Here is a 24,967-nt window from a genome sequence, read left to right on the forward strand (position 1 = left end):
ATTTAACGGTGGGTAAATTCGGCGTGAGCCAGCGGAGTCCCGGGGGGGAGGCTGCCGGCCATCGAACCGGATTTGCGGCAGCACTTGCATTGTTTTTCCTGGGGGGGAGAAATGAATATTATTACGTCCGATATTAAGGTTAACACATTCATTGACGGCGACCAGAGCCAGCAGCGGATCCTGGCGCTGCCCTCCGGCGATCTCGTCGTGGTCTACACTTCGGCAGGCGCGGACGGCTCGGGCAACGGCATCTTCGCGCAGCGCTTCACCGCTGCGGGGCAGCGGCTGGGACAGGAAGTGCGCCTGAACCAGGTTGCCGCGGGCAGCCAGTCCGACCCCCAGATCGCGCTCGACGGCGACGGCAACATCGTGCTGGCCTATGCCGACGGCAATTCCCGGGACGGCTCGGGCAGCGGCATATTTCTCGCCCGGTTCTCCCCCAACCTGGTGCCGCTCGGTCCCGATACGCAGGTGAACGACCTGACCTCGAACAACCAGAGCCAGCCGGCGCTGGCCGTGCTGTCGGACGGCGCGGTCATGGTGGCCTGGTACGACGACTGGGGCACCTACTACCAGGCGCCGACACCCTACCAAGGCTATTACGAAGTCCGCGCCAAGATCTACGAGCCGGACGGGGCGACCGTGCGGACGGGGGAATTCTCGCTCTCCGGGACCGTCGACAACCAGACCCAGAACGCGCCGGTGCTGGCGGCGCTGGGGGACGGCGCGGTGGCGGTCTGGCGCGGCTACGGCAGCGGCGACAGCGACGGCATCTTCGCGCGGATCCTCGATGCGGACGGCAACGAGACGGTCGCGCCCTTCCTGGTCAATGTTACCACCTCCGGCGGCCAGTACGAGCCCGAGGTCGCCGCGCTGTCGGACGGCCGCTTCGCCGTGCTGTGGTCGGGCAACCGCGACGGCGACAATGACGGGGTCGTGGCGCGGGTCTTCAATGCCGACGGCACCGCCGCTTCCGGAGAGATTGCGATCAATGCCGATACTTATTCGGCCGATCGCGGCCGGGCGATCGTCGCCGACGGCGCAGGCGGGTTCACCGTCGCCTGGCACGACCATTCCTACCAGAACGGCGAAAGCCCGGCGGCGAACTACACCTATGGCAGCTTCCTGCGTGCGGTCGCCCATGACGCCGGGACCGACAGCTATGCCGCGGGCGGGATCACCCAGATCAACGGCGTGACAGCGGGCGACGAGCAGAACCCCCGCCTGGCCTGGCTCGGCGGCGGCGTCATGGCCGCCGTGTTCCAGACCGCGGCGGGCGAGGACGGCAGCGGCAGCGGCGTCTACCTGCGGCTCTTCGGGCCCGAAGGCGCGATTGACGGGGCGGACCGCGCGCCGAAGCTGGAAGGCCTGCCCGCCACCATCAGCGTCGCCGAAAATGACGGCCCGCAGCTGATCGATCCGGGCATGGCCGTCGCGCTGTCGGATGCCGACAGCACGGATTTCGGCGGCGGGCGCCTGGTCTTCGGCCATCTTCTGCAGAGCGACGTGCAGACCTATCGCGGTCCGCTGGAAGGCCGCGACCAGCATGTGCTGGGCATCCTCGATGCAGGGACCGGCGCCGGCCAGATCGGCCGGGCCGGCGCGGACGTCACCTACGAGGGCACGGTGATCGGAACGGTCGTCTCGGACGGGCAGGGCGGGCGCGACCTGGCCGTGGCGCTCAATGCCGCCGCCGGCCTCGCTGCGGTCGAGGCGCTGATCGAGCACCTGACCTACGACAACGTCTCGGACAATCCAGCCGCCTCGACGCAGCTCTTAGTCTCGCTTGAGGAAGCCTCGGGCATCGCCTCGGCGGCGGTGCCGCTCTCCGTCGAGATCGCGGCGGAACCCGACCTGCTGCCCGAGCCGTCGCTGGTGCGGGTGGCCAACACCACCTTCCCTGGCAACCAGACCAATCCGTCCATCGCCGCGCTGTTCGAAGGGGCGGGGGGCACCGGGCGCGCGCTGGACGCGGGCGTGGCGCAGTCCGGCTATGTCATCGTCTGGACCGACGAGGGCGGCTCCGACGGATCGGGCCACGGCGTCTACGGCCAGCGCTATGCCGCGGATGGCGGGCGGATCGGGCCGGAATTCCTGGTCAACGAGGGCACGGCGTCGAACCAGTTCCAGCCCGAGGCGGCAGGGCTGGCCGATGGCGGCTTCGTCGTCGTGTGGTATTCCGACCGGACCGCCCCGGGGACGGAATACCGCGACGTGCTGATGCGGCGCTATTCCGCGGACGGCACGCCGGAGCCGGCGGTGAACCTGACCCAGGCCTATTTCGGCACCAACACGGAATCTGTCCCCCATGTCGCCGCGCTGGAGAACGGCGGCTGGGTCGTCACCTGGCAGTCGAGCCTGGGCGATGTCCATGCCCAGATCTTCGATGCGGCGGGCGCCTCCTCCGGCCTGTTCCAGGTCAACCAGGCGATGGCGGCGGACCAGACCCAAATCCGCGCGGCGCAGATGGAGGACGGCGACATCGTCTTCGTCTACAGCGCCGGCACCTCCGGCGCCGAGGGCGACGGGTCGCAGACCGGCATCTATGCGCGGCGCTTCGCGGCGGACGGCACGCCCGATCCGGCGGGCGAATACCTGGTGAATTCCACGGCCGCCGACCGGCAGGAATACGGCCAGGTCGCGGCCCTGGCCACAGGGGGACATGTCGTCGTCTGGCATTCGCTGAACCAGGACGGCTCCGGCTGGGGCGTCTACGGCCAGATGTACGACGCGGCCGGTGCGGCCGTCGGGGCAGAGTTCATCGTCAACAGCTACACCGGCAGCAACCAGTACAGCTCGGTCGTCGCGGCGCTGGCGGGCGGCGGCTTCGTCGTCGCCTGGTATGACGACTGGACGAGCGGCGAGCAGTACCGCGATGTCTTCGCGCAGGTCTACAATGCCGATGGCAGCCGCCGCGACGGCGATTTCAAGGTCAACCTGCAAAGCACCGGCTACCAGTCGGCGCCGGCGGTCACGGCCTTTGCCGACGGCGGCTTCGCCATCGCCTGGCAGTCGAACGCTGGCGAGGACAGCGACGGCTACGGCATCCTGCACCGGGTCTACGGGTCCGACCAGTCGGGCGTGCTGCAATTCGAGGGCTGGGACCTGCGCGGCAGCATGGCCGAGGCGGACCTGAATGCAGGTTTCGTGGCGCTCGATGCCGACCGGGTGGCGAGCGTGGACCTTTCCGGCGGCGCCTCGCTCGACGGTGCGGTCCTGTCGGTGGACGGCACGATCCCGGCCGATGCGCGCTATCCGCTCTCGCCGCGCCTGCCGCAGGACGGGCCGGACCAGTTCGCCTTCGGCGTGATCTCCGAGGGCGACGGCACCGGGCAGCTCGGGCTTTCCGGCAGCGAGCTGCGCTTCGGCGGAACCGCGATCGGCACCGTCTCGCAATCGGGCAGCAGGCTGGAGATCGCCTTCAACGCTGCGGCGGACCAGGCCGCGCTGGATGCCGTCCTGGCGGCGCTGGCCGTCGCGAACGCCTCCGGCGATCCGGCGGCCGCGCTCGACGTGCGGGTGGGGCTGGAATTCGCCGACGGCACGGCGGTGGACGGGCTGAGCCAGCGGATCTCGGTGCTGCGCGAGGATGACGTGGCGCTGGAGCGCCTGTCGGACGACGCGGCCGTGCCCCTCCAGACGGCGGGCGACCAGACAAGGCCCCAGGTGGCGATGCTCGCGGACGGCGGCTGGGTGACGGTCTGGCAGGACGCCGCCCATGACGGCAGCGGCATGGCCGTCTTCGCGCAGCGCTACACCGCCGGCGGGGCGGAGCTCGGCCCGGTGATCGAGGTCAACGACGCGCCCGCAGGGGACCAGTCGCTGCCCGACGTGGCGGCGCTGTCGACGGGCGGCTTCGCGGTGGTCTGGCAGGATGGCGGCCCGGGCGACGGCGATGGCAGCCGGATCGCGATGCAGGTCTTCGACAGCGCCTCGCAGCCCCTCGGCGCGTCGCAGACGGTCAATGCCGCGGCAGCAGGGAACCAGACCGCCCCGGCCATCGCGGCGACGGAAGACGGCTTTGCCGTCATCTGGCGCTCGGAAGGCCAGGACGGCAGCTCGGGCGGGATCTATGCGCGGCGCTTCAACGTCGCGGGCGGCGGTCTCGATGCCGCCGACATCCCGGTCAACACCACTGCCACGGCTGGCGACCAGACCGAGCCCGCCATCGCCATGCGCGCGGGCGGCGGCTTCGGCGCGGCCTTCCGCGACGCCGCGGCGAACGAGATCGTGCTGCAGCTCCATGACGGGACCGGGAGCCAGATCGCCCGCGCCGCGATGTCGGCGGGCGGCACGGTCAGCGACCCGTCGGTCGCGCAGCTGGCCGACGGCAGCTGGGCCGTCGCCTGGACCGGCAGCAGCGACGGCTCGAATGCGGGCGTCTACGCGCAGATGTTCGACGCCGCGGGCACCGCGCAGGGCGATGCCTTCCTGGCGGCCGACCAGATCTACGACACCCAGTACCAGCCCGAGATCGCGGCGCTGGCCGATGGCGGCTTCGCCATCGCCTATTACGAGGCCGACAGCGTCACCAACCGAGACGCGGTCTACATCTACCGCGATGCCGTGGTGCAGCTTTTCGGCGCAGATGGCGGCCGGATCGACGGCGCGCAGAAGCTGAACCTGCTTTCGACCTCGGTCACCCAGAGCCAGCCTGCGCTTGCGGCCCGGCCGCTCTCGGAGGGCGGCGGCTTCGTCGCGGCCTGGGTTGCCTCGAGTTCCGCGGGCGAGGGCGACGGCTCCGGCCTTGCGGTCATGCAGGCCGTGTTCGGCACGCCGGACAGCTTCACCGTCGACAGCCGGCCCGAGGTGGCGGGCTTCGCCGCGGGCGCGCTGGAGGAAGCCGCGGTCAATGCCGGGCTGGCCGCGATCGACGCGGACGGACTGGTCGGCGTGGCGGTCCCGGACGGCGCGGGTTTCGACGGCGGGCAGCTGGTTTTCTCGCTCGACCTGCCCAATCTCGACCTCAACCGCGAACCGCTGTCGCAGCACAGCGTCGGCGTGATCGACCAGGGCGGCGGTCCGGGCCAGATCGGCGTCGCGGGCAGCACCGTCAGCTACGGGGGCATCGCGATCGGCGCGCTCTCGGGAAACCAGCACTCGGTCACCGTGACCTTCAATGCCGCGGCGGGGGCCGAAGCCGTTGAAGCGCTGTTCAAGGCGCTCGGCTATGCCAACCCGTCCGACGCGGTCTTCCCCGCGATCCCCTTCACCGCCAGCCTGACCGACAGCGCCGGGCGGACCTGGCAGGAACGCGGCAGCTTCACGGTCGCGCCCGAAGCCGATGCCGAAGGGCCGGTGCCGGGCAGCACCCAGGTCAACGGCCTTGCGGCGGACGACCAGTACGATGCGGCCATGGCACGCCTCGCCGATGGCGGCTGGGTCACGGTCTATTCCGACGATTCCACCGGCGGCAGCACCGAGGACATCCGTGCCGCGATCTACAATGCCGACGGCTCGCTGCGCGCGGGGGATATCCTGGTCAACGATGCCGCGGCAGGCCGCCAGTTCGAGCCCGCGGTCACCGCCTGGGGCAGCGGCTTCGCCGTGGCCTGGCGCAGCGACGAGGTCACTGCAGGTGACGGCAGCCTCTCGCATGTGATGATGGCGGGCTTCGACGCTTCGGGCGCCAAGACGGTCGCCGAGTTCCAGCTCAACGACTATGCCTCCAACTACCAGTGGTCGCCCGCGCTGGCGACGCTGGCGGACGGCAATGTCGCCGCGGCCTGGACCTCCCGCGGCCAGGACGGCTCGAATGACGGGATCTACGGCAAGATCCTGGCGCTGTCGGCCGGCGGCACGCCGGTCACGGAGGTGATGGCCGAGACCCGGCTGAGCGGCACCTCTTCGGGCTACCAGAACTATCCGTCGCTCTCGGCGACGGCGGATGGCGGCTTCGTGCTGGGCTACCAGAGCCAGAACGTCGACGGATCGGGCTATGCCGCGATGGCGCGCGGCTTCGATGCCGCCGGGGTCGAGGCCTTCGCCGAGGTCCGGCTGAATGCCACGGGCGGCAACGACCAGAGCGGCGTGCAGGTGGCGGCGCTGGCCGGACCGGGCGGGACGCATGGGGGCTTCGCCGCGGTCTGGCAGTCCCAGGCCGGCGACGACGGCAGCGGCTGGTCGATCGTGGCGCGGCGCTACGATCCGGCGGGCAATCCGCTGGACGCGCCCTTCGTGGTCAACAGCAACACCGAGGGCACCCAGCAGCAGCCCGCCGTCGCGGCGCTGGCGGGGGGCGGCTTCGTCATCGGCTGGTACGACGACGACTACCAGGGCAGCTACGCGCAGTACCGCACGGTCGACATCCAGCGCTACGGCGCGGACGGGCTGCGCATCGACGGCGAGGAAACCGTCAGCCTGCCGACCGGCACAAGCGGGGACACCGCGCAGCGCCCGGCGCTGCTGGCGCTCGACGGCGATGATTTCGTGGTCGCCTGGGACAGCAACTACGGCGGCACCGAAGAGGGGCCGGACGTGTCCGGCTATGCCGTGCACCAGCGGATCTTCGGCGACCCGGCGGATTACGCGGTGGCGGTGACCAGCCCGCCCGCGCCGCAGGTGACCCAGTTCGCGGGCCAGCATTTCACCACCGCCGCCGTGAAGGCCGCGCCGCAGCTTGTCGATGCGGCCATCGCCTTCGATCCCGGCGGGGCGGCGGATTTCGGCGGCTGGGTGCTGTCGGCCGCGCTGCCCGCCTCGCTGGCGGGCGAGACGCTTTCTGTGGCCCACACCGGCACCGGGGCAGGGCAGATCTCTGTCTCGGGCAGCAGCATCCGCTACGAGGGCACGGAGATCGGCCAGCTGGCCGCGGTGCCGGGCGAGGCGGGCTACCGGCCCTTCGTGGTGCGGCATTTCAATGTCGGGCAGCCGATCTCGGTGCTGGCGGATGTCGATTTCGGCGCCGCGCCGGACCATGTCGAGGCGGTTGCCTCGGTCAGCTATTCGGGCGCCAGCTATCCCGGCGGACCCGGCGACTATTTCGCCGTCGCGGCGGACGGCTCGATCTTCGTCCAGACTGCCGGGGACTACACCTTCTACCTGCGCAGCGACGACGGATCGCAGCTGACCGTCGACGGCACGCAGGTCATCGACAATGACGGGGTCCACGGTTCTGTCGAGGTCTCCGCGACGGTGTCGCTGAGCGCGGGCTTCCACGATATCGGCGTGACCTATTTCGAGAATGCCGGCAGCAGTGGCCTGTCGCTGGAATGGGCCGGTCCGGATTCCGGCGGCGCGCGGGTGTCCAGTTCGGCGCCGCCCGCGGCCGCGCCGGCAGAGGGGGTCGAGATCGCGCTGAACGGCAATGCCGACGCGGCGGCCGTCGAGGCGCTGATCGAGGCGCTGTCCTACGGGCTCGATCCGGCGGCGGCGGGCGATTTCGGCGCCCGGCTGGTGTCGCTGGGGCTGTCGGCGCCTGGGGGCGTCGAGGTTGCCGGGGCCGCCACGCTGATCCAGGTGGACGACGTGCTGTCGCCGCAGCTGCGCATCGACGAGGTTGCCACCGGGATCGCGCTGAGCGACGCGGAAGCGGCGGACACGGTCTTCCTCGCGCCGGATGCCGTGTTCTCCGCGGTGACTTCGGCAGGGCTGCCGGGCGGCGCGGTGACGGTGTCCTACCGCTTCGCGCCCGATGACCTGGCCAACCGGCCCTATGGCTACCGCGACCGCATCGCGGTCAATGACGAGGGCGGCGGCGCCGGGCAGATCGGCATCGGCGGCGACGGCACGACCCTCACCTTCGGCGGCGCGGCCTTCGCCACGATCGCCGCCGACGGCGCCTTCGGCAGCGATTTCCGCATCGAGCTGGGCGCGGGGGCGACCGAGGCGGCGGTGCAGGCGCTCCTGCGCAACCTCACCTGGTCGAGCGACGGCGATACCGAGGGCGGCCGCCCCGACCTGACGATCCAGGTTTCCGACGGCGGCGGCGTCACCGGATCGACCGGACGGATCGCCGTCTCCATCGACGCCGTGGCCGAGGCGCCGGTGCCTGCCGGGCCGGAGTTCCACATCAATGCCAATGCCGCGGGCGAGCAGAGCGGCGCCCGGCTGGCGCAGCTGTCGAACGGCAACCTGGTCGCGGTCTGGAATTCCTATGGCCAGGACAATCCCGGCAGCAATGACTGGGGCGTCTTCGGGCGGCTGTTCGATCCCGACGGCAACGCGATTTCCGGCGAGTTCCAGATCAACGAATTCCGCCAGGGCAGCGCGACCGTGCAGGATGTCACCGCGCTGGAGGACGGCCGCTTCGCCGTGGGCTACCTGCACGACAACCTGCAGCTCAGGACCTTCGCCGCGGACGGCGCCGCCGAGGGCGGCCAGGTCCAGGTCGAGCAGCATGCCAACTCCACGCGCGACCAGCTGGAACTGACGTCGCTGCAGGATGGCGGGGTCTTCGCCGCCTGGCGCAGCTGGACTGCCGACGGCAGCGGCTACGGCATCGCGGGACGGGTCTTCGACGGTGCGGGCCAGCCTGCGGGCGGCGAGTTCGGCATCAATGCCGAGACCGAGAGCCACCAGGAGCAGCCCCATCTTGCGACGCTCGCCGGCGGCAACGTGGTGGCGGTCTGGTTCAGCCATACCAGCGGCACCGCGGCCGGCGACGGCGACGGCTATTCGATCCAGATGCGCATGTTCGCGCCCGACGGGACCGACCTGACCCCGACCGAGACGACCGTGAACAGCTTCGCGGCCGGCAACCAGCACGAACCCTCGGTGGCGGTGCTGGCGGATGGCAACATCGTCGTCGTCTGGCGGTCCGATGCCGGCAATGGCAGCGGCTCCGGCATCCATGCCGCGCTCCTGCAGCCCGACGGCACGGTCGTGGCGGAGGAATTCCTGGTCAACGACTTCGACTATTCCACCGAATACGCGCCGGTCGTCACCGCGCTTTCGGGCGGCGGCTTCGTCGTCGGCTGGAACTCCAACTACCAGACCGACAGCAATTACGACGTCATCCTAAAGACCTATGCCGCCGATGGCAGCGCCACCTCGGACGAGTTCCGCGCCCATGACGGCGCCGGCAGCCAGCAGTACCTTTGGGACATCGTGGCGCTCGGCAATGACGCCTTCGCGGTCAGCTGGCGCGAGGAGGGCAGTGCCAACCCGGCCGGCGACGGCGCCAACGACGCCACCGGGTTCAGGGTGTTCGGCGACCCGACCGGCGCGGGCCTGTCCGCAGATCCTCTGGTTGCAGGCGTGGCGGACGCGGCCTTCGGCGAGGAAGAGGTCAATGCCGGACCGCAGGCGCTGTTCGGCGCGCTCGATCTGGCCGATCCCGACAGCGCCATGTTCGACGGCGGCATGCTGGTCGTTTCGGTGGTTGAGGCGGTCGGCAACCTGGAGGGACTCGGCCCGCAGGATGACGGGCGGCAGGACAGCTTCTCGGTCCTCGCGCGCGGCGGCATCTCGGTCTCCGGGCCCCAAGTGTTCTTCGGCGCCACGGCGATCGGCACGATCCTCGGCGACGGCCAGGACGGCGCAGACCTCCGCATCGCGCTGGGGGCCGGGGCGGACCGGGCCGCGGTCGAGGCGCTGATCGAGGCGGTCGGCTATGCCAACGGCTCGGACGATCCGGCCGGGCAGCGGCTGGCCGAGCTGATCCTCAATGACGGGGCGGGCGGCTCCACCGGGCCGCTGCCCTTCTCGATCTCGGTGTCGCCCGCAACCGACAGCGGCCTGCAGGCCGCCGGGCCGGAACAGCGGGTCAACGCCTTCACCGCCGGAGAGCAGCACGAGGCGCATGTCGCCGCGCTCGCCGGCGGCGGGACGGTGGTGACCTGGCGCTCGGTCTCGCAGGACACGCCCGACGGCGCCTTCGGCGTCTATGCGCAGCGCTACGACGCGGCGGGCGCCAAGGTCGGCGGCGAGTTCCTGGTCAACACCCTGGCCGGGGCCAGCCAGTACAATCCGATGGCGGCCGGGCTCGACAATGGCGGCTTCGTCATCGCCTGGCGCGACGACAACGCGGCGTCGGACGGCTCGGCCAGCTCGGTGCAGGCGCAGATCTACGGCTCCGACGGGCTGGCCTCGGGCCCTGCCTTCACGGTGAATGCCGAGACCTCGGACTACCAGCTGCACCCGGCGGTCGCGCAGATCCCCGGCGGCTTCTCGGTGGCCTGGGCGAGCCGCTACCAGGACGGCAGCGGCTACGGCACCTACATGGCGAGCTTCGCCAATGACGGCACCGCAATCTCGCCCGAGCAGCGGGTGAGCCAGGATGCCGACAGCGACCAGTACCTGCCGCGGATCGCGGGATTCGCCGATGGCGGCACGGTGGTCGCCTGGGCCTCGGCGGCGACGGCGGCAGGGCAGGGCGACGGCTCGGGCTGGAGCGTCTGGGCGCGGGTCTATGCGCCGGTGGACGGGGTCTCCGGCTCGGTGCCCGAAACCGTCCAGATCGCGGCGAACGTGACGGTCGCGGGCACGCAGACCCGGCCCGACGTGGCGACCTTCTCCGACGGCCGCTTCGTCGTGGTCTGGGAGGACCAGTCGGCGAATGACGGCAGCAGCTACGGCGTCTTCGCGCGGATCTTCGCGCGCGACGGCAGCCCGGCCAGCGAGGAGTTCCGCGTCAACGGCGTGACCTCGGGCCAGCAATCCGACCCGAAGGTCGCGGTGCTGGAGGACGGCACCTTCGCGGTGATCTGGCACGACGCGTCGGCTCCGGAACCCGGCGGCAACGGCCAGTCGATCCAGGGCCAGCTCTATGCCGGCGACGGCAGCCGGATCGACGGGCCCTTCCTGGTCAACGAGGCCCCGAACTACACGCAAAACGGGCCGGAAATCGTCGCCCTTCCCGGCGGCGGCTTCCGAGCGGTCTGGTCATCGAGCGGCCAGGACGGCAGCGATTACGGCGTCTATGCCCGCGATTTCATGCCGGGCGGTGCTGCCGCGCTGTCCATGGCGCCGGTGCTGACCGGCGTGGCGGACGTCGCCTTCGGGGAAGCGGAGGTCAATGCCGGGCTGGTGCTGCTGGCTCCGGCGGTCTCGCTGTCGGATGCCGACACCGCGGTCTTCGCGGGCGGCGAGCTGCGGCTGGAGCGGCTGACCGGCAATGCCCATGTCGATGCCTATGCCGCGCCGGACGACCAGAGCCAGGACGTGCTGGGCATCGTGCCGGGCGGAGAGATCGCGGTCTCGGGCGATGCGGTGCTGTTCGGCGGGCTGCAGATCGGCACCGTTTCGACCAGCGAGGACGGACAGGCGGGTCGGCCGCTTTCGGTCGCGCTGAACGGCAATGCCACCCGAGCGGGCGTGGAGGCGCTGATCGAGGCGCTCGGCTACGCCAATTCCAGCGACGATCCGCTGGCCAGCCGCGTGCTCGGCCTGACGGTCAGCGACGGCGCCGGCGGGGTGATGCCCACGGTCAACCTGGCCGTGACGGTGGCGCCCGGGGACGACCTCGCGCCGTTCGCCGATCCGGAGATGCTGGCCAACAGCTTCACGCCGAACGATCAGCGCCTGCCGGATGTCGCGGCCCTGCGCATGGCGGAGGGCGATCCGGCCACCGGCTATGTCGTGGTCTGGCGCTCCCTCCAGCAGGACAATCCGGGCGAGAATGCCCATGGCATCTTCGGCCAGCGCTACGGCGCCGACGGGGTGCCGCTGGGCACCGAGTTCCAGGTCAACACCACGATTCCCGGCAGCCAGAACGAACCGCAGGTGGCAGGCTTGGCGGGCGGCGGCTTCGCCGTGGTCTGGACCGACCTGAACGGGCTCGACGGTTCGGGCGACGGGATCTTCGTTCAGCTCTACGGCGCCGACGGCAGCGCAACCGGCGGCGAGACGCGGGTCAACGGCACCACCTCGGGCGCGCAGGACCAGCCGCAGATCGCGCGTCTCGAGGACGGCAGTCTCGTCGTGGTCTGGAGCGGCATCGACCCTGTGACCGGCAGCCCCCGCATCTACGGCCAGCAGATCGAGGCCGACGGCAGCTTCCGCGGTCCCGAGCGGATGCTGTCGAGCGAAGCCACCGGCACCGCGTCGCACCGGCTTCCGGACGTCAGCGCCACCGCGGGCGGCGGCTTCGCGCTGGTCTACCAGTCGCAGGCTCCGGCCGGGGCGGAGACCGCCGACGCGACCGACGGGTCCTGGGGCGTCTTCCTGCAGCGCTTCGACAGCACCGGCACCGAGCTGGGCGCGGGTCCGGCGCAGGTCAACCAGGTCGCGACCGGCGCGCAGGACGATCCCGCGATCGCCGCGCTGGCTGACGGGCGCCTGGTCGCCACCTGGGTTTCGCAGGGCGAGGACGGGTCGAACGAAGGCGTCTATGCGCGCATCCTCGGCGCCTCGGGCACGCCCGAGGGCGATGCCTTCCGGGTCAACGACTACACGGCGGGCCAGCAGCTCGACCCGGACGTGACCGCGCTCGGTGACGGCAGCTTCGTCATCGCCTGGCGCTCCGGTTCGGGCGGCGACGGCTGGGACGTCTGGGCGCAGCATTACGCGGCGGACGGATCGCGGACCGACGGCGCGAAGCGGCTGCATGACGGCACCTCGTCGACCCAGCTCGACGTGGCGCTGGCCGCGCTGGACGGCGATGCCTATGTGGCCGCCTTCGCCTCCTACGTGAACGGCACGGATTACGACATCTATGCCCGGGTGATCGGCGGCAGCGCCGCGAGCCAGGACGATCCGCTGCTGGAGGGCCTGCCCTCCGCGCTGGCCTTCGACGAGTCGCTTGTGAACACCGCGCCGCAGCTGCTGGACATCGACGGCGCGGCGGCGGTCTCCGACACCGACAGCGCCGATTTCGGCGGCGGGCTGCTGACCGTGGTCTCGGTCGACCTGGTCTCGGCCTACCAGTTCCAGATCAATGCGCCCGACAACGGCGCGCAGGACCAGTTCGGGCTGGCGGCCCGCGGCGGGGTCGCGGTCTCGGGCGGCGACGTCTCCGTCGGCGGCACGGTCATCGGCCAGATCGAGAGTCCCGGCACCGGCGGCCAGCCGCTGGAGATCCGCTTCAACGCGATGGCGGATGCCCAGGCGGTGGAGAAGGTGGTCGAGGCGCTGACCTACCGCAACATCTCCGACGATCCGATCGGCACCCGCACGGTGCGGGTCTCGCTGACCGACGGGGACGGCGGCATGGCCGATCCGGTGCTGATCGAGGTGACGGTGAACCCGACGCCCGACGGCGCGGCGCCGGTCCTGGGCGAACGGCAGGCCAACACCTTCGCGTCGAACAGCCAGTACGAGCCGGAAATGGCAGTGCTGGAGGACGGCTCCTTCGTCATGGCCTGGCATTCCTACACCCAGGACGGCTCGGGCTGGGGGATCTACGGCCAGCGCTTCTCGGCCGAGGGCGAGAGGATCGGCGGCGAGTTCCACGTGTCCGAGGGCCAGACCACGGCCGACCAGGTCTATCCGCGCCTCGCCGCGCTCGGCGGCATGAGCTTCGGCGTGGTCTGGGAGGACCGCTCGGGCACCACCGGCGGGCCGCAGGACGACGTGTTCCTGCGCCGCTTCGAGGTGGTGACCGTCGATCCGGGCCTGGAGACCGAGGCGGAAGTGGTGCAGCCCATCGGCGGCGCGCCGGTGCAGGTCAACACGGTCAATTCCGGCAACGAGGACACGCCGGAGATCGTCGCGCTCGGCGGCGGCCGCTTCGCAGTCGTCTGGAACGCCAATTCCGACGTCGGCGACGGCAGCGGCTACGCGGTCGAGGCGCAGCTCTACAACGCGGACGGCACCAAGGATGGCGGCCAGTTCCGCGTCAGCGGACCGGTGGCGAACGACCAGCGCAGCTGGAGCGCCGCGGCGCTCAGGGACGGGGATTTCGCGCCCACCGGCGAATTCGTCGTGGCCTTCGCCTCTGCCGACGTCGACGGCGGCGACGTGTACCTCCAGCGCGTGGCGGGCGACGGCACGCTGCTCGACCAGGCCGGCAATCCGGCGGCGGGTCCGGCCTCGTTCCGGGCGAACACGGAAACCGCCTCGACCCAGAACGGCGCGGCGGTCACCGGGCTGAAGGGCGGCGGCTTCGTCGTCACCTGGCAGTCGCAGGCACAGGACGGCAGCGGCACCGGCATCTATGCCCAGCTCTACGGGGCGAACGGCGCGCCTGCAGGGGCGGAGTTCCGCGTCAACGACCAGTTGGCCAACTCGCAGGACCATGCCTTCGCCGCGGCGCTGGATACCGGCGGATTCGTCATCGCCTGGCGCGACCAGCATCCCTATGCCGAGACCGGCAGCAGCTACGACTATTCCGGCATCTTCGCCCAGCAATACGACGCCACGGGCGCGCGGCTGGACGGCAATTTCCTGGTGAATTCCGAGACCCGCGGCAACCAGATGCAGCCCGCGATCGCGGCGCTTGCCGATGGCGGCTTCGCCGTTGCCTGGGCCTCCGAGGTCGGCGACGGCAATCCCGGCGACGGCAGCAGCTGGGGCGTGTTCTACCAGGTCTACGGCAATGCCGCCCCGGTGGCGGGCGCGGCCTTCTCCGGGCCCGAGGACCAGGCCCAGGTGCTGGGGCTCGACGCCTTCGACGCGGGCTTCGACGATCCCGACGGACAGGCGTTGGCCGAGATCCGCATCGCCTCGCTGCCGAGCTTCGGCGCGCTGACGCTGGGCGGGGCTGCCGTCGCGGCCGATCAGGTGATCGCCCGCAGCCAGCTCGATGCCGGGCTGCTGGTCTACACGCCGCAGGCGGATTTCGACGGCGAGGACGCCTTCCTGTTCTTCGCGTCCGACGGGATCAGCTATTCCGGCCAGGCCACGGCGACCATCGACCTGACCCCGGTCAACGATGCGCCGGGGATGGCGGCGCTCAACGACACGACGGTGACCGAAGGAACCGCGGTGCGGCCGGGCATCGTGCTCGCCGATCCCGACAGCGACCTCTACAGCTATACGGTCGACTGGGGCGACGGCGCGCCGGTGACGAGCTACAGCTCGTCCTCGAAGACGCCCTCCCTGCCGTCCCATGCCTACGCGGCCGAAGGCAGCTACACCGTCTCGGTGACCGTGAACGACAATGCCGGCCAGCCGAATTCGCAGGAAACCGACAGCTACGAGGTGACCGTCGAGAACGCGGCGCCGGTGCCGCGGCGGGACACCCTGACCGTTTCCGAGGACGGCACCGCGACGGCCAACCTGTTCCTGAACAACGGCTACGGCATCGACAGCGACCCGGGCGGGGACGCCTTCACGGTCACGGCGGTGAACGGGGTGGCGGCCAATGTCGGGCAGGCCGTGACGATTGGCGCGGGGCTGCAGATCACGGTGCTGGCAGACGGCTCGATCGCGATGGATGCTGCGGGCGCCTACGAGTCGCTGGCCGACTGGCAGAGCGCGACCGAGAGCTTCGCCTACACGGTGACGGATTCCGATGGCGCCAGCGCCTCGGTGACCTCTTATGTCCATGTCGACGGCCAGAACGACCGGCCGGAGCCCAGGGACGACGCGATCGAGGTGCAGGCCGACAGCCAGGCCAGCGGCAATGTCATCGCCGGCGTGCCGGATGCCGGCGGGGCCGACACCGATCCCGATGACGGCAACACGCTCTCGGTGATCTCGGTCGAGGGCCAGACGGTCAATGCCGCGACCGGCTCGCTGATCACGCTCGTGTCGGGCGCCACGGTCTTCATGACCGCGGACGGCGCCTTCACCTACGACACCAACGGCGCCTTCGCCGGCGACGGCAGCGACAGCTTCGGCTATGTCGTCTCCGACGGGCGCGGCGGCACGGCGGGAGCGACGGTGACCGTCAATGTCGGCGGCACCAACGCGGCGCCGGTGGCGCAGGACGACGCGTCGACGACCGCGGCCTCGGCGCTGCTTTCCGGGAACCTCTTCCTCGACAACGGTTCGGGACCTGACAGCGATCCCGACGGCGACCCGATCGCGGTGACGCGGGTCGAGGGCCTGGCTGCCAATGTCGGACAGTGGACCGCGCTGGCTTCGGGCGCGCGGGTCCGGGTGCAATCGAACGGCGACTACGAGTTCGACCCGAATGGCGCCTTCGGCGCGCTGCCGGGCGGCGGCAGCGAGGATGTCAGCTTCGGATACCGGATCGAGGACGGCCAGGGCGGCTTCGACGAGGCGGTGGCGACTGTCACCGTGACCGGCGAGAACGGCGCCCCGGCGGCGCGGCGCAACGACTATGCGGGGAACGAGGATGCCGCGATCTCGGGCAACGTGATCCTCGACGATACCGGACAGGGCCGAGACAGCGATCCCGATGACGGCGACACGATCCGGGTGGCGCGGGTCAACGGCTCGGCCGCGGCAGTGGGCGGCACGATCCTGCTGGCGTCGGGCGCTTCGCTGACCGTCAATGCCGACGGCACCTTCTCCTACGACCCGACCGAGGGCTGGAACGCGCTGCGTCTCGGCACCGCCCGCACCGACAGCTTCGCCTACCGGATCGAGGACGCGGCGGGGCTCGGCTCCACCGCGACCGTGTACCTTCAGGTCTCCGGGCGCAACGACGCGCCCGACGCGCGGGACGACGCGTTCGGCGTTTCGGAAACCGGCAGTTTCTCGGGCTCAGTGCTGGCCGACAACGGCCGCGGCGCGGACAGCGATCCCGACACGATCGGCGGGGCGGACACGCTGACCGTCGTCGCGGTGGACGGCAATGCCGCGCTGGTGGGCGTGCCCTACGACCTGCCAGGCGGCGGCCGGATCACGCTGACGGCGGCCGGAGCGCTGAGCTTCGACACCGACGGCGATTTCGACCTGCCCGCGAATTCCACCCGGGACGTGACCTTCGCCTATACGCTGCGCGACAGCGGCGGGCTGGAGAGCACCGCGACCGTGACCGTCCGGGTCACCGGCAACGGCGCGCCGCCGGTGGCCACCGACGACACGGTGGCGACGGACGAGGATGCGGCGGTCCAGGCGAACCTGATCCAGGGGCTCGGCGGCGCGACGGCGGACAGCGATCCGGACGGCGATCCGCTGCACGTCTCGGCGGTGAACGGCGAAGCGGCGGATGTCGGCGTGCAGGTCACGCTGCCCTCCGGCGCGCTGCTGACCGTGCTGACCGGCGGGGCGATGTTCTATGACCCGAACGGCGCCTTCGAGGACCTGGGCGAGGGAGAAAGCGGAAGCGACAGCTTCGAATACGAGGTCTCGGACGGGGCGGGCGGCACGGACACGGCCACCGTCACGATGCAGATTGCAGGCGTCAACGACGCGCCCGTGGCACGCGACGACCAGGTGCAGACCGGCGAGGACACGGTCCTGTCCGGCGACGTGACCGCCGATAACGGCAACGGCACGGACAGCGATGCCGAGGGCCATGCACTGGCCGTGACCAAGGTCAACGGGCTGGATTACACGCCGGGTACGCCCGTGCTTCTGGGCTCCGGCGCGCTGCTGACGATGAACGCGGACGGCACTTTCGCCTATGATCCCAACGGCGCCTTCGAGACGCTGAAATCGACCGAAAGCGCATCGGACCTGTTCTCCTACACCATCGAGGACCCCTCCGGCGCGGCCTCGACCGCGATCCTGCGGATCACCGTGCAGGGCGCGAATGACGCCCCGGCGCCCGTGGATGATACCGGCGCGGCGTTCGAGAACACGCTGGCCACCGGCATTGTCCTGGACAACGACACCGACCCGGATGGCGATGCGCTGACCGTCTCGGCCGTCGGCGGGGAGGCGGTCGGCAGCCCGGTCGCGCTGGCCTCCGGCGCGCTGGTCACGGTCAATGCTGACGGCAGCTACAGCTACGATCCGAACGGCGCCTTCGACGGGCTGGCCCCGGGCGAGGAGGCGGCCGACAGCTTCTCCTACACCGCCTGGGACGGCGCGGCGGGCGAGGATGCCACGGTGGTCATCACCATCACCGGCAAGGGCGCCGACCCGGTCGCCACCGACAATGCCTATGCCACGGACGAGGAAAGCGCCGTCGCGGGCAATGTCCTGACCGACGATACCGGCGCGGGCACCGACAGCGACAGCGACGGCGAACTGCTGCAGGTCACCCATGTCGAGGGCCGGCCGATCGCCGACGGGCCGGTGACGCTGGTCTCCGGCGCGGTGGTGACGATGAACCCGGACGGGACCTTCACCTACGACCCTTCGGGGGCGCTGGACGGCATCCGCGCGGGCGGCACGAGGCTCGACACGTTCAACTACACTGTCTCCGATCCCTTCGGCGGCACCGACACAGCGGGCGTCTTCGTCACGGTCTCGGGCGTCAATGACGATCCCGCGCCGCGCGACGACACGTTCGAGACCTTCGAGAACGCGGTGCTGGAGGGTGCCGTGCTGGCCAACGACACCGATATCGACGGCGACGCGCTGGAGGTCACCGAAATCGGCGGCGCGGCCTTCACGCCCGGGACTGCGATCGAGCTGCCCTCGGGCGCGCTGCTGACGATGAACGCTGACGGGACGTTCTCCTACGATCCGAACGGGGCCTTCGACGCGCTGGTCTTCGGCCAGACCGCGACGGACAGCTTCGCCTACACGGTCGATGACGGCAATGGCGGCACGGCGGAGGCAACGGCGGCGATCACGGTCGAGAGCACCGACGGCGCGCCGAACCTGGTGGCGGCGGCGGGCGCCTTCGCGGGCGGGCGGACCTCGCAATGGCTGTCGGTCAGCTACCGCGTCGACAACGAGGGCGGCGCCACGGCGGCCGGGAAGAACTGGGTCGACCGGCTGTACCTGTCCGCCGACCAGGTGCTGGACGAGGACGACATCTTCCTGCGCGAGCTGAGCTTCTCGGGCCAGCTCGACACCGGCGAATGGTACGAGAAGACCGCGACGGTGAAGATGCCGGGCGTGCCGGGCGACTACTACCTGCTGGTCGATGTCGATGCGAAGAACGCGCAGATCGAGACCGACGAGACCGACAATGTGGGCGCCAGCCGCGATCCGGGCGCGCTGCTGCCGGCCTACACCTCGACGCTGACCGCGGTGTCCATCGCCGATCCGTCGCTCGACGTGACAGAGGCGGTGACCGGGCAGGGCTTCCTCTTGCGCGGGCAGGCCGTGGATTACGTCACCAACGAGGGCGAGCCCTATGCGGTGGTGAAGATCGTCGCGGAAATCGGCGGCTTCGCCCGCACGGCGACGGTGCTGACCGATGTCGACGGCTACTGGTCCGCGACCTTCGCGACCCTGTCGGGCGAGGCGGGGCTGCTGAGCCTGACCGCGCGCCATCCCGACGATCCGACCGAGGCGCCGATCCCCGACGACACGGTCGCGGTCTACGGCATGGGCTTCGACCGGGCCGACAATTTCAGGACGCTGGAGGTCATCGAGGGGACCAGCGGCACCTTCTCCTTCACGCTGGAGAATTTCGGCGAGTTCGACCTCACCGGGCTGGAGGCCACGCTGCTGGACCTTCCGGCCGCCTGGAGCGGCGCGGTCTCGCTGGACAGCGCCGATCTGGCAGGCGATGGCAGCATCGAGCTGGAGCTGACCGTCTCCGTGCCGGAGGGCACGCCGTTGGCCTTCGACGACATGCAGGTGCAGGTGACCTCGGACGAGGGCGCCTCGGCGCTCCTGAACGTGCGCATCGACCCGGTGGTGTCGCTCGCCGACATCGAGATCGTCCAGTCCTCGGTCCGCGCCTTCGCGATCCGCGAGGAGCAGACCTTCGTCAGCTTCGAGGTGACCAACAGCGGCGCGACCGTGTCGAACCCGATCAGCGTCGACATCCCGCCGCTCGGCTGGATCGACTTCGTCTCGCCCGAGATCCTCGATCCGCTGATGCCGGGCGAGACCGCCACGGTGACGCTGGTGCTGTCGCCGGATGCCGGGGAACCGCTGGGCCGCTACGCCGGCTCCATCGCGGTGGCCGAGGATGGCGGCGACATCGACACGGTGGGCTTCGAGTTCTTCACGGTCTCCGACGCGCTCGGAAACCTCGAGATCACCCTGACCGACGAGCTCTACTATTTCGCCCAGGGCGAGCCGCTGGTCGATGACGGCAAGGTCATCGTCCGCAACGCCTCCACCGGCGAGATCGTGTTCCAGAGCGACGATGTCGACGGGCAGGTGACCGTCGAGGACATCCCCGAGGGCACCTACACGGTCCGCGTGCAGGCCAAGGACCACGACATCTTCCAGGCCAACGTGAAGGTGGAGCCGGGCCAGACCAACGAGGTCGAGGCCTTCATGTCCCGCCAGACGGTCAAGTACTATTGGTCGGTCGAGGAAGTCGAGATCGAGGACCGCTACGAGGTCATCATCGAGGCGGAGTTCGAGACCGACGTGCCGGTCCCGGTCGTGGTGCTGGACCCGCCGGTGCTGGATTTCGCCCCGCTCGACGATATCGGCGACACCCAGACCTTCGAGCTGACGGTGACCAACCACGGGCTGATCGGCGTCAACGACCTGGAGCTGCTGCTGGGCGAGCATCCGTTCTTCGAGATCACCACGCCCTTCGACACGCTCGATTTCCTCGACGCGAAATCCTCGATCACCATCCCGGTCAAGGTCACGCGGATCGCCGATTTCGAGACCGACGCGGCGCCCCTGGGGGCGGAGTCCTTCTCGCTCGCATCGGCCGCGGCGGCGACCGCCGCGACGGTGCCCTGCTCCTGGAGCGGGACGCTGACCTATGAATTCCCCTGCGGCGACAACGACGTGAACAAGTCGATCTCGATCAGCGCGTCGAACGTGCCGGGCAATTGCGGCCAGGGCGGATCGGGCGGCTTCGGCTTCGGCGGGGGCGGCGGCGGCGGTGGGGGCGGCGGCTTCGGGGGCGGCGGCGGGGGCGGCGGCTCCAGCTACAGTTCCTCGGTGCCGATGATTTCCGAGCAGAAGCTCTGCGACCTGCTGAAGGTGATCTTCGACTGCGAGGACCTGTTCCCGCAGGGCCCGATCATGGGGCCGATCATGGACGGGCTGGAATATCTCGCCACCGGCAATGCCGAGGGCTGGGTGGAGACCGTCCAGAACGTCTTCAACTTCTTCGACGACCCGATCGGGACGCTGGAGGACCAGATCGCCGGGCAGAATCCGTTCTCGGGCTTCATGGGCGCCTCGGCGATGCTGATGGTGTCGGGCACCAAGGAGACCTCGGATCCCGCGCCGCTGTCCCAAACCGCCGGCACCAAGGAAGTCTCTGCGGAGCCGGTCGGCGACACGGATCTGCAAGGCGCCGAGTCGATGACCCTGGCGGCCGCCTCGAGCAGCAAGAAGATCACCGCGGGCGGCATTGCCGGCGCGCTAGGCACTGCGTCCAGCGTCGGTGCCTGCGTCTCGGCGGTGGGCAATTTCATCGAGAACGAGACCGTCAAGGATGTCGGCGACACGATCAAGGACGTGGCCGACAAGACCAAGCCGATCTTCGACTTCGCCTCGAAATTCGAAGGCGGCGGGGACGGTGCCTCGGCTAAGACCGCGCTGTTTGCCGGCGCCGCCGCCGTGCTTGCCGCGGATGCCGGGCCCTTCGATCCGGCCACGCTGCAGCGGGCCGTCGACGCGATCGATGCCTTCACCGCCAAGGCGGAAGGGGTGGACAGCGCGGGCGATGCGGTGGCGCTGGAACCGGAGGTCAAGGAGGCCATCGACGCGCTGCGCGACCTCAAGATCGCGCTCGAAGCCCATCCCGAGGAGAACCCGCCGCAGGAGCTGTTCGATGCGATCGACGATATCCGCGACAGCTTCGACGCGCTGGAGGTCCGCATAGGCACGATCCAGCCGCATCTGGGCGAGCTCGGCACCGCGCAGGCTGCCGTCGCCGAGATCGAGGACTTCTGGGTGGCGGTCTTCGGCGACAAGATCTGGCTCGACAATATCGACGATGTCGAGACCGTGGCCTTCTTCGACGAGGTCAGCCGCCTGTCGAAGCTCAATACCGCCATCGGCGGCAAGCTGACGGCCGACAACATCGCGGCGCTTCTGGCGATGCCGCTGGCCGAGGGCCTGCAGGGCGCGGCGGCGCAGGAATTCCTGAACCGCTGGAACCGCTCGCTCGACAATTACGCGGCGGGCATCTTCAGCGCCGACGATCCCGGCGCGGGCAACCTGCCCTTCATCGCCTTCGACCAGATCGACCTGGCGCGGCAGGCATTGTCCGACCGCTGGGAAGAGGCCTGGGATGCGGGCTACGACTCCATTGCCGAGTATGCCAACGCGCTGATCACCTCGGTGGAGACCGGGCTGAATCAGGAGACCGAGGGATCGGTCTGCGCGACGGTCCGGATGCAGATCAGCCAGGAGGTCGTGCTGACCCGGCAGGCCTTCGAGGCGACGCTGGAGATCGTGAACGAGACCGACAACGACCTGACCGACATCTATGTCACGGTCTTCATCCGCGACGAGACCGGCGCGCTGGTGGCGCAGAACACCTTCGGCGTGACCGATCCGGAACTGGCAGGGCTGACCGCGGTCGACGGCACCGGCGTGATCGCGGCGCAGTCCTCGGGCTCGGCGGTCTTCACGCTGATCCCGTCGCGGCTGGCCGCCGCCGAGGAGGAGAAGACCTACTACGTCACCGGCCAGCTGTCCTATTCGGAACAGGGCGAGACCCTGACCTTCCCGCTGCGCGAGGAGGAGATCACCGTGCGCCCGCAGGCCGAGCTGGAGCTCGACTACTACCTGCAGCGCAATGTCTACGGCGACAATCCCTTCACCGAGGAGGTCGAGCCCTCGGCGCCCTTTGCGCTCGGGCTCATGGTCACCAACAACGGCGCGGGAGATGCCAACAACCTGACCGTCACCTCGGCCCAGCCCAAGATCATCGAGAACGAGAAGGGCCTGCTGATCGATTTCGAGATCATCGGATCGAGCGTCAACGGCGAGGATTTCTCGCCCAGCCTGCTGGCCGATTTCGGCGATGTCTCGGCGGGCGGCCGCGAGGTGGCGACCTGGTTCATGCAGTCCTCGCTCGAAGGCAAGTTCGTCGATTACGAGGTCAGCTTCAAGCATCTGAACTCGCTCGGGATCGAGGAACTCAGCCTGATCACCGAAACCCGCATCCACGAGCTGGTGCAGGTGGTGAAATCCGACCTTCCCGGCGATGACGGCCTGACCGACTTCCTGGTCAACAGCGACTGGGAACAGGATCCGGCGGGCATTCCCGACCAGCTCCACACCACCGACGGCGGCATCTACGACGTCGCACAGGCGGTGCGCGAGCGGATCTCCGGCACGGTTTCGGGCGGCAGCCTCTCGGTCGTCCTTTCGGCGGACATGGATGCAGGCTGGAACTACGCGGCCGTGCTCGATCCCGGCCGCGGGAACTACCGGGTGGAGTCGATCACCCGCAACAGCGACGGCAAGGACATCCTGGCGGAGAATTTCTGGCAGACCGACCGCACTTTCCCGGCGAACGGCACGCCGATCCGCGAGGACGTGCTGCATCTGCTGGATCACGTCGAGGGCGAGGGCGTGCAGACCTACACGGTGGTCTATGCGCCGAACAATCTCCTGCCGGTGGCCGCGGACGATTTCGCCACGACGCTGGAGGACATGTCGGTCAAGATCCGCGTGCTCGACAATGACAGCGATCCCGAGGGGCAGGCCCTTTCCGTCGCGACGATCTCGCAGCCGCTGAACGGCACGGTCACGCTGGGGACGGGCGGGGTCCTGACCTATATTCCCGACCTGAATTTCTCGGGCACGGACACGTTCAGCTATTTCGTTTCGGACGGGCAGGACACGGCCGAGGGCCAGGTCACGGTCACGGTCGAGGAGGATGACGACCCCGACAGCTCGGTGCGCATCGACGTGACGCTGGCCGAGCCCGCGGGCGCGGCGCCGGTCTCGCCGGAGATTTCGGCCGAAGAAGGCAATGCGGGCGAGAAGGACGTCTGGTTCACCGTCAGCCGGATCGGCGACCTGACCGGGCCGGTCACGGTCGACCTGGCGGCGGGCGGCACCCTTGCAGCGGCGGATCTGACCGGCAGCATCCCCGCCTCGGTGACGCTGGCGGCGGGCCAGTCCAAGGCATCCTTCCGCGTCAAGCTGAAGGGCGACTACGCGGTCGAGGAGGACGAGACGCTCACCGCCACGATCACCGGAACCGACCGTCCCGACGTGACGATCGAGCCGGACGGCAATGCGGCCGTCTTCACGGCGCTCAACGACGACGTGGCGGGGGTGGTGAAGGTCTTCGCCTCGCTCGCGCAGCCCGCCGCGACGCCCTCGGGCGCGCCGCAGGATACCAGCGCGGCCGAAGGCGATGACGGCACCACCCCTGTCTGGTTCACCGTGCTGCGGGAAGGCAACCTTGCCGGGGCCGTCACGGTCTCGCTCGCCCGGTTCGGAACGGCGACCAGCGCGGACGTGACCGGCACGGTGCCGGCCTCGGTGACGCTGTCGGACGGCCAGGCCTTCACCTGGTTCCGGCTCGACGTGAAGGGCGACGTGACGGCGGAGCCCGACGACACGCTGGGCGTGCGGATCACGGGCACGAACCGGGTCGACCTGGTGCCTTTCTCCGATCCCGACGTGCAGCATGTCATCCTCAATGACGAGGAGACCAACCAGCGGCCTTCCGCTGCGGACGACGCGTTCAGCATGCGCCCGGGCGAGGTCCTGACGATCGCGGCGCCGGGGGTTCTGGGGAATGACGGCGATGCCGACGGCGATCCGCTGCAGGTGGTGAGCTTCGTGCAGGCCTCGAACGGGACGGTGACGATGCGGGCGAACGGGTCTTTCGACTACGAGCCGGATCCGGGCTTCGTCGGGACGGACACGTTCAGCTACACGGTGACGGACGGGTTCGGGTACAGCCAGGCCTCGGTGTCGGTTGCGGTGGAGAACGCGGCGCCGGTCGCTGCGGACGACGCGTTCAGCATGCGCCCGGGCGAGGTCCTGACGATCGCGGCGCCGGGGGTTCTGGGGAACGACGGCGATGCCGACGGCGATCCGCTGCAGGTGGTGAGCTTCGTGCAGGCGTCGCACGGGACGGTGACGATGCGGGCGAACGGGTCCTTCGACTACGAGCCGGATCCGGGCTTCGTCGGGACGGACACGTTCAGCTACACGGTGACGGACGGGTTCGGATACAGCCAGGCCTCGGTGTCGGTTGCGGTGGAGAATG

At 69.9% G+C, this 24,967-nt stretch carries 1 protein-coding gene; it reads left to right on the forward strand.

Translation table 11 applies throughout. The features are described from left to right. Window positions 1–111 precede the first annotated feature (111 nt). Window positions 112–24,967 (forward strand): Ig-like domain-containing protein (locus HCC78_RS18250; RefSeq protein ID WP_172330235.1); only part of this gene is annotated, 24,856 nt, incomplete at its 3' end.

Origin of the sequence: Mangrovicoccus sp. HB161399, assembly GCF_013184745.1 — a bacterium.
Lineage (GTDB): Bacteria > Pseudomonadota > Alphaproteobacteria > Rhodobacterales > Rhodobacteraceae > Mangrovicoccus.